The organism is Rhizobium sp. LjRoot30, assembly GCF_964253915.1.
In the GTDB taxonomy this organism is placed as follows: Bacteria; Pseudomonadota; Alphaproteobacteria; order Rhizobiales; family Rhizobiaceae; genus Metarhizobium.
Window position 1 is genome coordinate 648,892 of sequence record NZ_CAXUSG020000001.1, and the last position, 13,077, is coordinate 661,968.

A 13,077-nucleotide genomic window follows, 5' to 3' on the forward strand; every position below is an offset into this window, starting at 1 on the left:
ATCCATGCCGGTGCAGCAGGACGCTGCAGACATGATGTCGCCACCGGCAGGCCGGTCGCCGGCATGATGTGTTCATGATGTGTTGAGGTAGAGCTCCATGACCAGGATGCACCGTCGCGCGCGCGCCGTCGCCATTGCCGAAGCCCGAAACGCCAACGCCTACCTGTCTCTCAAGGTTTTCATCATCGCCGCCTGCGCCACCGCGGCCTTCATCGCGCTTCCTTCGCTCGACCTGTTCTGACCTTGTGATTTTTGCGCTTCGATCGGCGCAAACGTGCTCCAGGCATTTGCCTGGCGCCTTCAGACCTGTGCGGGCGCTCGTCAGCGCCGAGCTTGTTTACAAGTGAAACGGTTGTGCACGGAAACGACCGGTCAATTAGAGATATATTAACCCGTCGCATTCCATCATGGCTGTCAATCGCTGTCTCTGACACGTGCCGCGGACAACCTTGCGGTCGAACTGCCACGGTGTTGGCGGCGGTGCCCATTTTTTATTCTTTACAGTCTGAATGCACTCGGCTGCCCGAAAAGGGGCGGCAGGGGAGCGGTGTGTGAAAGGCCCAATCTGCCATGCTCATCGATAGCGTGTTGTCCCGTTTCAAGATCAAGACAAAAGTGCTGCTGTTCGTGCTGCCGTTCGTCGTCAGCATATCGGCCGTCGGCTTCAGCGGTTTCTACGCGTCGGGGCTGCTTCAGGAGCGCATGGAGATATCCAACAACGTGCTGCAGTCGCTGACGGGCTTCAAGGAGCTTTACGGCTCGATGGATGCCTTCCTGAAGGAGACGACGGAAGCGACCCGCTCCAAGGTGCAAAGCGACCTCGGCCAGCAGACCAGCGTCCTCGGCGACACCCGCAGCCAGATCGGCGTCGATGCGGTCGGTTATGCCGATCTCGAAAAGGCCGGCAGCGAGGTGACGGTGGTTTCCGGCCTCGTCGACAAGCTCTGGACACTGCATCAGGATCAGGAAACGGCGTACGGCGCCGTCGACACGGTGCGCAAGGAACTGGTGAGCAGCCGCTACAACATCACCTTCGAGGTCTCGCGACTGGAGCAGGCGATCCGCGTCAATGAAAGCCAGGCGAAATCCGTTCTGCGTGAAGCCGATCATCTGTTGAAGGGCGCCGCCTACCTCAGTACCTTCGGCTACGATTTCCGCAAGGCATCCGGAGCCGACGCAAAGCTGAAACTCGTGACCGAGCGCATCGTCGAACTCGGCAGGATGCAGCGCAACATCAACACGTCCCTGCCGCAGAAGCAGAAAAGCATCGCGAAGTCGCTGACCGGCACCATAAAGGATGTCACCGCGATGCTCGGCTCCGAGTCGCTGCCGGATGACAAGGTGACCGAGATCGGCCGGCTTTTGTCCCGCTTCATGCAGATGTCTTCGGCCATGCAGCTGGCTGCACAGGAAAAGATGCAGGAAGCGACGAAGATCTTCGCCGGCCTTGATGCGCGCATGACCAAGACGCAGTCCGTCCTTGATGACTCGCGCCGCGTCGTCGATTCCATGTACAATCTGCAGATCGTCCTCGGGGACTTCCTCGCCGACATCAACACCGAAAACAAGGTCCGCGTGGAGCAGTCGCTTGCCGAGCTTGCCGACAATGTCGAGGCTCTGGGAACCACCGCCGGCGACCTTGATTTCTATGCGACGCTTTCCGCCAAGAGCATGCCGGTCGTCCAGGGCATTGCCGACAGTGCCGGCAAGCTGCTGGCGATCAAGGGTGACCGCGAGAGCAATTTCCAGGCGGCCCGCACCTCGATCGACACCATTTGGAATGAGCTAACCACCTTTGCCGAGGTGCAGAAGCAGACGGCCGGCGCCGAACGCCAGGAAGCCAACGGCATCTCGATCTTCACCACCCTGTTCGGCATCGTCTTCGCCATCTCCGGCGGCATTGCCCTGGTGCTGACACTGCAGCGGCCGATCGGCCAGATCACCGGCGCCATGCGCAAGATCGCCGACGGCTTCCTCGATACCGGTATCTCCGGCGAGGCCCGAGGCGACGAGATCGGTGACATGGCGCGTGCGCTCGGCATCTTCAAGGAAAACGCGCTTTCCAAGATCCGCGTCGAGGAAGAGGGGGCGACCGCCCGCCGCCACGCCGAGGACGAGCGTCGCCGCAACGATGTCGAGAAGCAGGAAGTCGACCGGCAGATTGGCTTTGCCGTGGACGAACTCGCCGCCGGCCTCGGCCGCCTGGCGCAGGGCGATATCTCCACGACGATCGACACGCCGTTCACCGGCCGCCTCGAGCAGTTGCGCCAGGACTTCAACCAGTCGCTCGGCCGCCTGCAGGATACGATCAGCCAGATTTCCAGCAACGTGCAGATGATCCAGGGCAACGGCAACCAGATGGCGCAATCGGCCGAAGACCTGTCGAAGCGCACCGAACAGCAGGCGGCTTCGCTGGAAGAAACCGCCGCCGCCGTCGACGAGATCACCGTGACCGTGCGTTCGTCCGCCGAACGCGCCAAGGAAGCGGATACGATCGTGCGGGAGACCAAGCGCAGCGCCGACGATTCCAGCGTCATCGTCGGCAACGCCATCGCCGCGATGTCGCGCATCGAGGATGCCTCGCAGCACATCGAACAGATCATCGACGTCATCGACGACATCGCCTTCCAGACGAACCTGCTGGCGCTCAACGCCGGCATCGAGGCGGCGCGTGCGGGCGAGGCGGGCAAGGGGTTTGCCGTCGTGGCACAGGAAGTGCGCGAACTGGCCCAGCGTTCGGCCGACGCCGCCAAGCAGATCAAGGGTCTGATCGAGAAATCGACGACAGAAGTGAGCGCCGGTTCGCATCTGGTGCAGGAAACGGGTGCGGTGCTGACACGGATCGGCGAACAGATCGCCGCGATCAGCCAGCATGTTGCGGTGATCTCGACGGCGGCGCAGGACCAGTCGCGGGCGCTGCAGGAAGTCAATTCCACCGTCAACCAGATGGACCAGATGACGCAGAAGAATGCGGCGATGGTCGAGGAAACGACGGCTGCCAGCCGCGAACTCGCCGGCGAGGCGGATGCGTTGATGGGCCTTGTCCGCCAGTTCAAGCTATCCGGCGGAGGCCGCAGCCGCTACGCCCGCGCCGCCTGATCGTATCAGGTCCCGTTGGAATTATTCGCATCGCGGGTGGCATTATCCGTTGCCACCCGAAACGGCTGCTCATTGGTGAATGTAGTTATTTAACCTTTCTATATTAGGATTTTAAGGAATAGCTTGTTCCTTGGAGATCCGATGCAGCGTTTTTCATCCCTGTCGATTGTCACCCAGATCGTTTCCATAACGCTGCTGTTGATTTTCGTCAGTATTGCGTCTGTCGTCGGCGTTGTGGACTACTATCTGCGATCCTATGTCATGGAAGAGGCCGCATTGGATGCGCGGGAAGCAAGCCGCGCCATGGCCCTCCTCTACAATCTCAGCGATCCTTCCTCGAAGGTGGATATTCGCGACGACGTCTTGAGAAGCGTGACGGCCGAGGCAATGGTGAAGCACGAGGACTACGACCTCGTCGACCGCACTGCCGGATCAATCGCCGGAGTGGCGACCGTTTTCGAAAAGCAGGGCAGTGATTACGTCCGGATCTCCACGAATGTAAAGAAGCAGGACGGCAGCCGCGCCGTCGGCACCAAGCTCGCTGCCGAGCACCCCGCTCAGAAGGCGCTTGCCGCCGGGGAGCCTTTTTATGGTCCGGCAGAGCTCTTCGGCAAACAATTCATGACCGGGTATTTCCCGGTAAAAACCGGTGCCGGCCAGACGGTCGGCATCCTGTTCATCGGCGTGCCGATGGAAGTCTATTTCGAACAGGCCTCCTACCTGCAGTCGCTGGTCACGATCCTGGGTGCCATCGTTCTGCTGGTCGTTGTCGCCGCCGCCTATTTCCTGGTTCGCGCCAGGATAAAGCCGTTGGCGGCATTGACGCATTCGATCCGCGGAATTTCCTCCGGCGATCTCGTGAACGACATTCCCTACCTGCAGAAAAGCAACGAATTCGGCGATATTGCGCGGGCCATGCAGGGCTTCCGGGAAGCGGCCGTTGCGAAAAAGGGGATGGAGGCGGAAAGCGAGACCGCGCGTCGCAACGCCGAGGACGAGCGCCGCCGCAACGACGTTGAGAAGCAGGAAATCGACCGCCAGATCGGCTTTGCCGTGGACGAACTCGCCGCCGGCCTTGGCCGCCTGGCACAGGGCGACATTTCCACGACGATCGACACGCCGTTCACCGGCCGCCTCGAACAGCTGCGCCAGGATTTCAACCAGTCGCTTGGCCGCCTGCAGGATACGATCAGCCAGATTTCCAGCAATGTGCAGATGATCCAGGGCAACGGCAACCAGATGGCGCAATCGGCCGAAGACCTGTCGAAGCGTACCGAACAGCAGGCGGCTTCGCTCGAAGAGACCGCCGCCGCCGTCGACGAGATCACCGTGACGGTGCGCTCGTCTGCGGAACGCGCCAAGGAAGCGGATACGATCGTGCGGGAGACCAAGCGCAGCGCCGACGATTCCAGCGTCATCGTCGGCAATGCCATCGCCGCGATGTCGCGCATCGAGGATGCCTCGCAGCACATCGAGCAGATCATTGACGTCATCGACGACATCGCTTTCCAGACGAACCTGTTGGCGCTGAACGCCGGTATCGAAGCGGCGCGTGCGGGCGAGGCCGGTAAGGGGTTTGCCGTCGTGGCGCAGGAAGTGCGCGAACTGGCGCAACGTTCGGCCGACGCCGCCAAGCAGATCAAGGGCCTGATCGAGAAATCGACGACAGAAGTGAGCGCCGGTTCGCATCTGGTGCAGGAAACGGGTGCGGTGCTGACACGGATCGGCGAACAGATCGCCGCGATCAGCCAGCATGTTGCGGTGATCTCGACGGCGGCGCAGGACCAGTCGCGGGCGCTGCAGGAAGTCAATTCCACCGTCAACCAGATGGACCAGATGACGCAGAAGAACGCGGCGATGGTCGAGGAAACGACGGCTGCGAGCCGCGAACTTGCCGGCGAGGCGGACGCGCTGATGGGCCTTGTCCGCCAGTTCAAGCTGTCCAATGGTGGACGCAGCCGCTACGCCCGCGCCGCCTGATCGGCACTTTATCCGATCCCTGGCGCATTTTGCTGGAATTTCCCGAAACCCACCGGGCGCGACCTGTTCGCGCCCGGTGGCGTTTTTGGTGAGCGGCGACCGTCATCTCACAGGCAACCCGGAGAGCTTCCGGTCCGCAGCGCCTTGCGCAGGGTGCGGAAGACCCGCGACAGGAAGGGCTCACGGCCGAAGGCAAGGTAAAATGCCTGCTCGTTGTCACGGTGATGGAATCGGGGTTTGGCCAAAGCTTCGGCGAGGGCGGCCGCGGCGATCATGTCATGCATGGCGATGCTCCTTCAATTAAGAACATCACCTCTATTAAGCAGAAAAATCTGCGCTATAAACAGCCGTGAATGCACCAGGTCTTTCATTCATGAAAAACATCGGCTGGGATGCCTACCAGATTTTCTTGGCTGTCGCCCGCCAGGGCGGCTTGACCGGTGCTGCCCAGATTTCAGAGCTCAGCCCGGCGACCGTCGGACGGCGCATGCTCGATCTGGAGCGGGAAACGGGGAGGCCGCTGTTTAACCGCAGCCAGACCGGCTATCGCCTGACGCCCGACGGACAGGCGCTTTTCGACCAGCTGTTGCAGATGGAAGCCGCCAGCCGGGCGGTGGACCTCTGGAAGCGGGAGATCGGTGCGCCTGCCCTGGTCCGCATCGCCGCCGGCACCTGGGGCGCCTGGCTGCTGCACCGCAATTTTTCGGCGATCTGCACCGATCTCGATGATTTCCGCCTGGAATTCTTCATTGCCGAGCGCCGGGCGAGCCTCACCCACCGCGAATCCGACATCGCCATCCGCGCCGTGGAGCCCGATGAAGCCAATCTCGCGACGGTCAGGACCGGCATCGTCGCTTATGCGCCTTACAGGGCGCGCAGCGTGCGGGCCGGAGCAGCCCGGCGGTATATCGCCGTCGGGGAGGAGGAGGCGATTTCCGCCTATCTGCGCTGGCCGCATGAAAACAGGGCGGGCGAGATCACCGTTACCGTCAGCCGCCCCCGGTCGCTGCGCGATCTGGCCCTTGCCGGTGCCGGCATCGCAGTGCTGCCCTGTTTTGTCGGCGATGCGGATCCGCGCCTTGAACGGGCGGACGAGGAGATTGCCGAATTGCGCCACGGCCAGTGGCTGGTGATGAATAGCGAGGACCGCCACCGCCGCGAAATCCGGACGGTCGTCGATCGCATGACGAAGTTTTTCAAAGGGCAGGCCGAACTGTTTGCCGGCAGGCATCCCAATCGCGGTTTTTAACCCACCGGGTTGTTGCGGAGGAAACGGAAAACCGCCGGTCTCTTCATGAGAGGCCGGCGGTTCTGGATCGTCGTGCAGCGATCCGCTGCGATTTAAGCGGTGGCGCCCTGGGTGACGATGACCGGGATCATCAGGTCACCCCAGTTGCCGCTGCCGCCGTGATGGCGCGCCGAACGTACCAGTTCGACGGATACGCCCGCCTCGACCGCCTTCATGACCGACTGGTTCAGCCGGTGCAGGTCGTTGGCCAGCATGCGGATTGCGGCCTGCTGGTCGTCGTTCATCGCCGAGGATTGCTGCTCGGCCCGTTCCTTGACGCGTGCGATGGATGCCATTGTCTTTCCTCCTGGGTTCGATGGGGACCGGTTATTCCGCCGCCGGGCGGAACTGGTCGTGTTCGGTCGATTCATGCATGGCTGTGGTCGACGACTTGCCGCCGGAGATCGCCATGGACACGGCGTCGAAATAGCCGGTGCCGACCTCGCGCTGGTGCTTGGTGGCGGTGTAGCCGTTGATTTCGGCGGCGAATTCGGCTTCCTGCAGCTCCGAATAGGCGGCCATCTGCCGATCCTTGTAGCCGCGGGCCAGCTCGAACATGCCGAAGTTCAGCTGATGGAAGCCGGCCAGCGTGATGAACTGGAACTTGTAGCCCATCGCCCCCAGCTCGCGCTGGAATTTTGCGATCGTCGCGTCGTCGAGGTTCTTCTTCCAGTTGAACGACGGCGAGCAATTGTAGGCGAGCAGCTTGCCCGGATGCGCCTTGTGCACGCCCTCGGCAAAACGGCGGGCCTGGTCGAGATCCGGCTTCGAGGTTTCGCACCAGATCAGGTCGCAATAGGGCGCGTATGCGATGGCGCGGGCGATGCACGGCTCCAGTCCGTTCTTCACCTGGTAAAAACCTTCGACCGTGCGGCCGGCATCGTAATCCACGAAGGGCCGGTCGCGCTCGTCGATATCGGAGGTGAGCAGCTTGGCGGCTTCGGCATCGGTGCGGGCGATGACCAGCGTCGGCGTGCCCATGACGTCGGCGGCAAGCCGCGCGGCGGTCAGGTTGCGGATATGTGCCGCCGTCGGGATCAGAACCTTGCCGCCGAGATGGCCGCACTTCTTTTCCGAGGCCAGCTGGTCTTCGTAATGCACGCCGGCCGCACCCGCCTCGATGAAGGCCTTCATGATCTCGAAGGCGTTGAGCGGGCCGCCGAAACCGGCTTCGGCATCGGCGACGATCGGTGCGAACCAGGTGTCGACCGAAAGGCCCTTGCCTTCCGAGGTCTCGATCTGGTCGGCGCGCTGCAAGGTGCGGTTGATGCGTTTTGCAAGCTCCGGCGCGGCGTTGGCCGGATAGAGCGACTGGTCGGGATACATCGCCGAAGCGGTGTTGGCGTCGGCGGCGACCTGCCAGCCGGAGAGGTAGATCGCCTTCAGGCCGGCACGGACCATCTGCATGGCCTGGTTGCCGGAGAGCGCGCCGAGCGCATTGACGAAATCTTCGCTGTGGATGAGTTGCCAGAGACGGTTGGCACCCTTTTCGGCCAGCGTGTGACGGATTTCCACGGAACCGCGCAGCCGTTTCACGTCCTCGGCGGTATAGGTCCGTTCGATGCCGTCGAAACGGCCAGCCGGGGCAGTCGGAACGAGATTGTAAAAATCAGTCATAGTGCTTTTCCTTCTCCTCTCGGCAACGTGTTTTCCTCACATCAATGTCGCCGTCTGATGTGACTAGATTTACATCGCATCGCACAAAACGGCCAGGAAATTCGATAAATTCAAGCATTGAAAGAGGTTAGGATGTCTTGTCTGTGACAGATAGGTCGTGTAAATTTGTAAAATCTGTAAAGCCTCGTCTGTGGTCAATATTGTCTGGAAACGTGACAAATGGCGGAGAACAAGATTTTTGCCGGCCCGCGCGTCCGGCGCATCCGCAACGGGCTGATGCTGACGCAGACGGCGATGGCCGAAGCGCTCGGCATCTCGCCGTCCTATCTCAATCTGATCGAACGCAACCAGCGGCCGTTGACGGTGCAGCTCTTGCTCAAGCTCACCTCGGTCTACAAGGTGGATCTCGATACGCTGCAGGGCGAGGCGAGCGGCGGCATCGCGGCGCTGCGCGAGGTCTTTGCCGATCCGCTGCTGGCTGGCGAGGTGCCGGGTGACCAGGAGCTGATCGAGGTGGCGGAAGCCGCCCCGAATGCGGCGAGCGCCATGGTCAAACTCTACCGCGCCTATCGCGAGCAGGCGGCGCGGCTCTCCGACCTTGCCGAGCTTCTCGCCCGAGAAGGTCACGAAACGTCGCTGTCGACGGCCCGCCTGCCGCTCGACGCCGTGCGCGAAACGCTGGAGCGGCGGCCGAACCATTTTGCCCGCATCGAGGAGGCGGCCGAGGCTTTTCACGCGAGGCTCGCCCCCGGAGACGATCTCGCCGCGGCGCTGAAGCTGTGGCTGAAGAACGAACACGGCATTGTCGTGCGCACCCTGCCGATCCATGCCATGCCGAGCCTGCGGCGGCGCTATGACCGGCATTCGATGCGGCTTTTCCTCTCCGACCGGCTCAGCCCCTTCGACCAGCTGCGCGAGATCGCTTCGGAGGCCTGCCTGCTCGGCTTGACCGATGACATCCTCGCCGAGCTGGAAGGCCTGTCGCTCTCCTCGCCGGAGGCACGGCGCATCGCGCGGTTCGAGCTGGCCCGCTATGCCTCGCACGCGCTGATGATGCCGTACGGCGCCTTCCTCTCCGCCGCGCAGCGCGCCCGCTTCGACATCGACCTCCTGCGCGCCCGCTTCGGGGTGTCTTTCGAGCAGGCGGCGACGCGGCTGACCATGCTGGGGAGGCCGGGGGCGGCCGGCATTCCGTTTTTCCTGATGGAGATCGACAATGCCGGCAACGTGCTGCGCCGGTTCGGCGCGCAGGGGTTTCCGGCGGCGCGCTTCGGCGGGCAATGTCCCAAGCTTAATGTCCATGCTGCCTTCGCTCAACCAGGTCAGGTGCTGGTCGAGGCGGTGGAGATGCCTGACGGCGCGGGTTTTTTGACGATGTCCCGCACGCTGGAAGGTCCGCAAGCCGGTTTCGAGGAGCGGGTGCGAAGAACCGCACTTCTTGTCGGTTGCGACATCGCCTTCGCCGGCGACATCGTCTACGGCCGGGCGGTCGCCGGCAGCATGCTGCCACCGGTTGCGATCGGCAGCGCCTGCCGGCTTTGCGAACGGCAGGGCTGTCTGGCGCGCGCCGAACCGCCGCTGACACGCCCGCTCGGGCTCGACGAAATGGTCACCGGGCTGAGCGCTTTCGATTTCCAGTAGCGGATAAACTCTTCTTGGGACCCGATAATTCCCTCTTGTCGCCTCCGCATTTCCTTTCTAGTCTGTCTGCAAACAAGAAGACGGGGAAACTATCGGGTCCTGCAAAAGGGCCTGTACGTCCGAAACAGGAGAATACTCATGACATCCCATTTGCTCCGCTTTGCGGCCGCTGCGCTCGCGTCGGTCTGCCTCGCCGCGTCCGCGCAGGCGCAGGAAAAAGTCGTCCATGTTTACAACTGGTCCGATTATATTGACGAATCCATCCTTGCAGATTTTACCAAGGAAACCGGCATCAAGGTCGTCTACGACGTCTTCGACAGCAACGAAATCCTGGAGACCAAGCTTCTCGCCGGCGGATCGGGTTACGATGTCGTCGTGCCGACCGCGCCATTCCTAGCGCGCCAGATCGCGGCCGGCGTCTTCCAGAAGCTCGACAAGTCCAAGCTGCCGAACATCTCCAACATGTGGCCGGAAGTATCCGAGCGCCTGGCGAAATACGATCCGGGCAACGAATATGCCGTGAACTACATGTGGGGCACCACCGGCATCGGCTACAACGTCCAGAAGGTCAAGGCAGCGCTCGGCGACGTGCCGATCGATAGCTGGGACGTGCTGTTCAAGCCGGAAAATGCCGAAAAGCTCAAAGGTTGCGGCATCAATATCCTCGATGCCTCGGATGAGACCTTTGCCATTGCGATGAACTACATCGGCAAGAACCCCGACAGCAAGGAAACGGCGGATCTCGAAGCGGGCGGCGACGTCTACGCGAAAATCCGCCCCTTCGTGAAGACCTTCAATTCTTCGGCCTATATCGACGAACTGGCCAACGGCGACAGCTGCATCACCATCGGCTGGTCGGGCGACGTGCTGCAGGCCAAGACCCGCGCCGAAGAAGCCAAGAACGGCGTCGAGATTAATTTCGTGATCCCCAAGGAAGGAACCTACATGTGGTTCGACAACCTGGCGATCCCTGCCGACGCCAAGAATGTCGAAGAAGCGCATGCCTTCATCAACTACCTGATGAAGCCTGAAGTCATCGCCAAGGCATCCAACTACGTACAGTATGCCAACGGCAACCTCGCTTCGCAGAAACTGATCGACGAAGCCGTCTTCAAGAACCCGGCGGTCTATCCGACCGAAGAAACGATGAAGAAACTCTTCACCATCTCTCCCTACGGTCCCAAGGAACAGCGTGTGCTGAACCGGACCTGGACACAGATCAAGACCGGCAGCTGATATAGAAAAGATAGAGCGGGGCACCAGTTGCCCCGCTCCTCGTTTTGGCAGGCCACATCTCCGCCCGGGGACGGCGGGACGCTTGGCTTGTGTCGATTTCACGCAGATGATTTTTAGAAAAGGTTGAGGCGGGGCATGGCGAAATCTCTTGGGCCGGTGAAGCGCAAATTTACACCGTGGACGGACCCGACGGCCCAGCCGTTCATCCGCTTCGAGAACATCACCAAGCGCTTCGGCACCTTCGTGGCGGTGGATAACCTCACCCTAGATATCTACGAAAAGGAGTTCTTCTCGCTGCTCGGTCCCTCCGGCTGCGGCAAGACCACGCTGATGCGTATGCTCGCCGGTTTCGAGGAGCCGACCGAAGGCCGCATCCTGCTGCAGGGCAAGGATATTTCCGGCGTGCCGCCCTACCGGCGTCCTACCAACATGATGTTCCAGAGCTACGCGCTTTTTCCGCACATGACGGTGGAAAAGAACATCGCTTTTGGTCTCGAACAGGACAAGCTGCCGAAAGGCGAGATCGACACGCGGGTGCAGGAGATGCTCAAGCTTGTGAAGCTGGAGCAGTTCGCCAAGCGCAAGCCGAGCCAGCTTTCCGGCGGCCAGCGCCAGCGCGTCGCGCTCGCCCGTTCGCTCGCCAAGCGCCCAAAAGTGCTGCTGCTCGACGAGCCGCTCGGCGCGCTCGACCGCAAGCTGCGCGAGGAAACCCAGTTCGAGCTGATGGACATCCAGCATACGCTCGGCCTCACCTTCCTGATCGTCACCCACGACCAGGAAGAAGCGATGACCGTGTCCGACCGCATCGCGGTCATGGACAAGGGCGTCATCATGCAGGTGGCGACACCTGCGGAAATCTACGAGGCGCCGAACAGCCGCTACGTCGCGGATTTCATCGGCGATATCAACATCCTCGACGGCAAGGTGGTTTCGACCACCGCTGCCAGCGGACAGGCCGGCTCGGTGCGGCTCGATTGCGGCGGCCTGGCCGTGGCCGTCGAACAGGAATGTGCCGCGGTCGTCGGCAACGACGTCGCTTTCGCCATCCGGCCGGAAAAGGTGCGCATTTCGCTCGACAAACCGGCGGATGACAGCGTCAACGCCGCTTATGGCGAGGTCTGGGATATCGGCTATCTCGGCGACTTCTCGCTCTTCCTGGTGAAGACGCAGGACGGCCGGGTGCTGCGCGCGGCGCAGGCCAATGTCGCCCGCCTCGTCGACCGGCCGATCACCTTCGGCGACATGGTCTGGCTCAACTGGTCGGCGGATGCCGGCCTGGTGCTCACGCGCTGAGGAGGCGGTCCATGTCCGAAGCCCACGCGCTCAAACCTAGCCCGGCCCGCTGGCTGGTCGTCATCGTTCCCTACGTCTGGCTTTCGCTGTTCTTCCTGGCGCCCTTCCTGATCATCCTGAAGATCTCGTTGTCGGACACGGCGATCGCCATGCCGCCCTACGTCCCGGTTTTCCAGGGTTTCGGGGCGATCGGCGATTTCATCTCGCAACTCGATATCGAGAACTACGTCTTCCTGACGGATGATCCGCTCTATATCGACGCCTATCTGTCGTCGCTGCGCATCGCCGTCATCTCCACCTTGCTGCTGCTGCTCGTCGGTTATCCGATGGCGCTGTGCATGGCGCGGGCCTCGGCCGGCATTCGCCCGACGCTGGTCATGCTGGTGATCCTGCCGTTCTGGACCTCGTTCCTGATCCGCGTCTACGCCTGGATCGGCATCCTCAAGCCCGAAGGATTGCTGACGCTTCTCTTGCAGACGCTCGGCATCTATGGTCCCGACGATCAGGTGCAGATCTTCCGCACCGAAACAGCTGTCTTTATCGGCATCGTCTATTCCTACCTGCCTTTCATGGTCCTGCCTCTGTATGCGGCGCTCGAAAAGCTCGACGGCACGCTTCTGGAGGCCGCCAGCGATCTCGGTTGCCCGCCGTGGAAGGCGTTCTGGAAGATCACCTTCCCGCTGTCGCTGCCCGGCGTCATCGCCGGCTCGATGATCTGCTTCATCCCGATCACCGGCGAATTCGTCATCCCCGACCTGCTCGGCGGCGCCGAAACGCTGATGATCGGCAAGACGCTCTGGACGGAATTCTTCGGCAACCGCGACTGGCCGCTTGCATCGGCCGTGGCCGTCATCCTGCTGCTCGTGCTGGTGGTGCCGATCATGATCTTCCAGAACCAGCAGCAGAAAGCCGAGGGGAAATAA

The 13,077-nt window shown here is 61.9% G+C and carries 11 protein-coding genes; 8 read left to right on the plus strand and 3 right to left on the minus strand.

Going from position 1 to position 13,077, the window contains the following annotated elements:
• Positions 1-97: 97 nt before the first annotated feature.
• From ACSQ3I_RS03265 to ACSQ3I_RS03275, 3 genes are all read left to right on the plus strand, one after another.
• Complete coding sequence (locus ACSQ3I_RS03265) at positions 98-241, plus strand: hypothetical protein (protein ID WP_435995998.1); 144 nt, start codon at positions 98-100, stop codon at positions 239-241.
• A 329-nt stretch (positions 242-570) separates the two neighbouring features.
• Positions 571-3,099 (plus strand): methyl-accepting chemotaxis protein, encoded by a 2,529-nt coding sequence (locus ACSQ3I_RS03270; RefSeq protein ID WP_435995999.1) that lies wholly within the window; start codon positions 571-573, stop codon positions 3,097-3,099.
• Between the two features lie 141 nt (positions 3,100-3,240).
• A complete protein-coding gene (locus tag ACSQ3I_RS03275) occupies positions 3,241-5,079 on the plus strand; it encodes a methyl-accepting chemotaxis protein (protein ID WP_435996001.1) in 1,839 nt (612 codons plus the stop codon).
• 107 nt (positions 5,080-5,186) lie between these two features.
• On the opposite strand, the gene ACSQ3I_RS03280 is transcribed toward ACSQ3I_RS03275, so the two are convergent.
• Positions 5,187-5,363 (minus strand): hypothetical protein, encoded by a 177-nt coding sequence (locus ACSQ3I_RS03280; RefSeq protein ID WP_435996003.1) that lies wholly within the window; start codon positions 5,361-5,363, stop codon positions 5,187-5,189.
• An 89-nt stretch (positions 5,364-5,452) separates the two neighbouring features.
• Here ACSQ3I_RS03280 and ACSQ3I_RS03285 point away from each other — a divergent pair, with 89 nt between their 5' ends.
• Entirely contained in the window at positions 5,453-6,328 is an 876-nt protein-coding gene (locus tag ACSQ3I_RS03285; RefSeq protein ID WP_435996005.1) for a LysR family transcriptional regulator, read from the plus strand.
• Between the two features lie 92 nt (positions 6,329-6,420).
• Here ACSQ3I_RS03285 and ACSQ3I_RS03290 read toward each other — a convergent pair whose 3' ends face one another.
• Both ACSQ3I_RS03290 and aceA read right to left on the minus strand, forming a co-directional pair.
• On the minus strand, positions 6,421-6,663 hold the full coding sequence (locus ACSQ3I_RS03290; RefSeq protein ID WP_435996007.1) for an SMc00767 family acetate metabolism repressor: 243 nt from the start codon (positions 6,661-6,663) through the stop codon (positions 6,421-6,423).
• A gap of 31 nt (positions 6,664-6,694) precedes the next feature.
• Positions 6,695-7,984: an isocitrate lyase gene (gene aceA, locus ACSQ3I_RS03295; RefSeq protein ID WP_435996009.1), complete on the minus strand. Its 1,290-nt coding sequence runs from the start codon at positions 7,982-7,984 to the stop codon at positions 6,695-6,697.
• Between the two features lie 219 nt (positions 7,985-8,203).
• Here aceA and ACSQ3I_RS03300 point away from each other — a divergent pair, with 219 nt between their 5' ends.
• From ACSQ3I_RS03300 to ACSQ3I_RS03315, 4 genes are all read left to right on the plus strand, one after another.
• A complete protein-coding gene (locus tag ACSQ3I_RS03300) occupies positions 8,204-9,625 on the plus strand; it encodes a helix-turn-helix domain-containing protein (protein WP_435996011.1) in 1,422 nt (473 codons plus the stop codon).
• A 138-nt stretch (positions 9,626-9,763) separates the two neighbouring features.
• Complete coding sequence (locus ACSQ3I_RS03305) at positions 9,764-10,861, plus strand: polyamine ABC transporter substrate-binding protein (protein WP_435996013.1); 1,098 nt, start codon at positions 9,764-9,766, stop codon at positions 10,859-10,861.
• Between the two features lie 135 nt (positions 10,862-10,996).
• The gene (locus ACSQ3I_RS03310; protein ID WP_435996014.1) at positions 10,997-12,154 is read left to right on the plus strand and encodes an ABC transporter ATP-binding protein; all 1,158 of its coding nucleotides are present in this window, start codon (positions 10,997-10,999) and stop codon (positions 12,152-12,154) included.
• Between the two features lie 11 nt (positions 12,155-12,165).
• A complete protein-coding gene (locus ACSQ3I_RS03315; protein ID WP_435996016.1) occupies positions 12,166-13,077 on the plus strand; it encodes an ABC transporter permease subunit in 912 nt (303 codons plus the stop codon).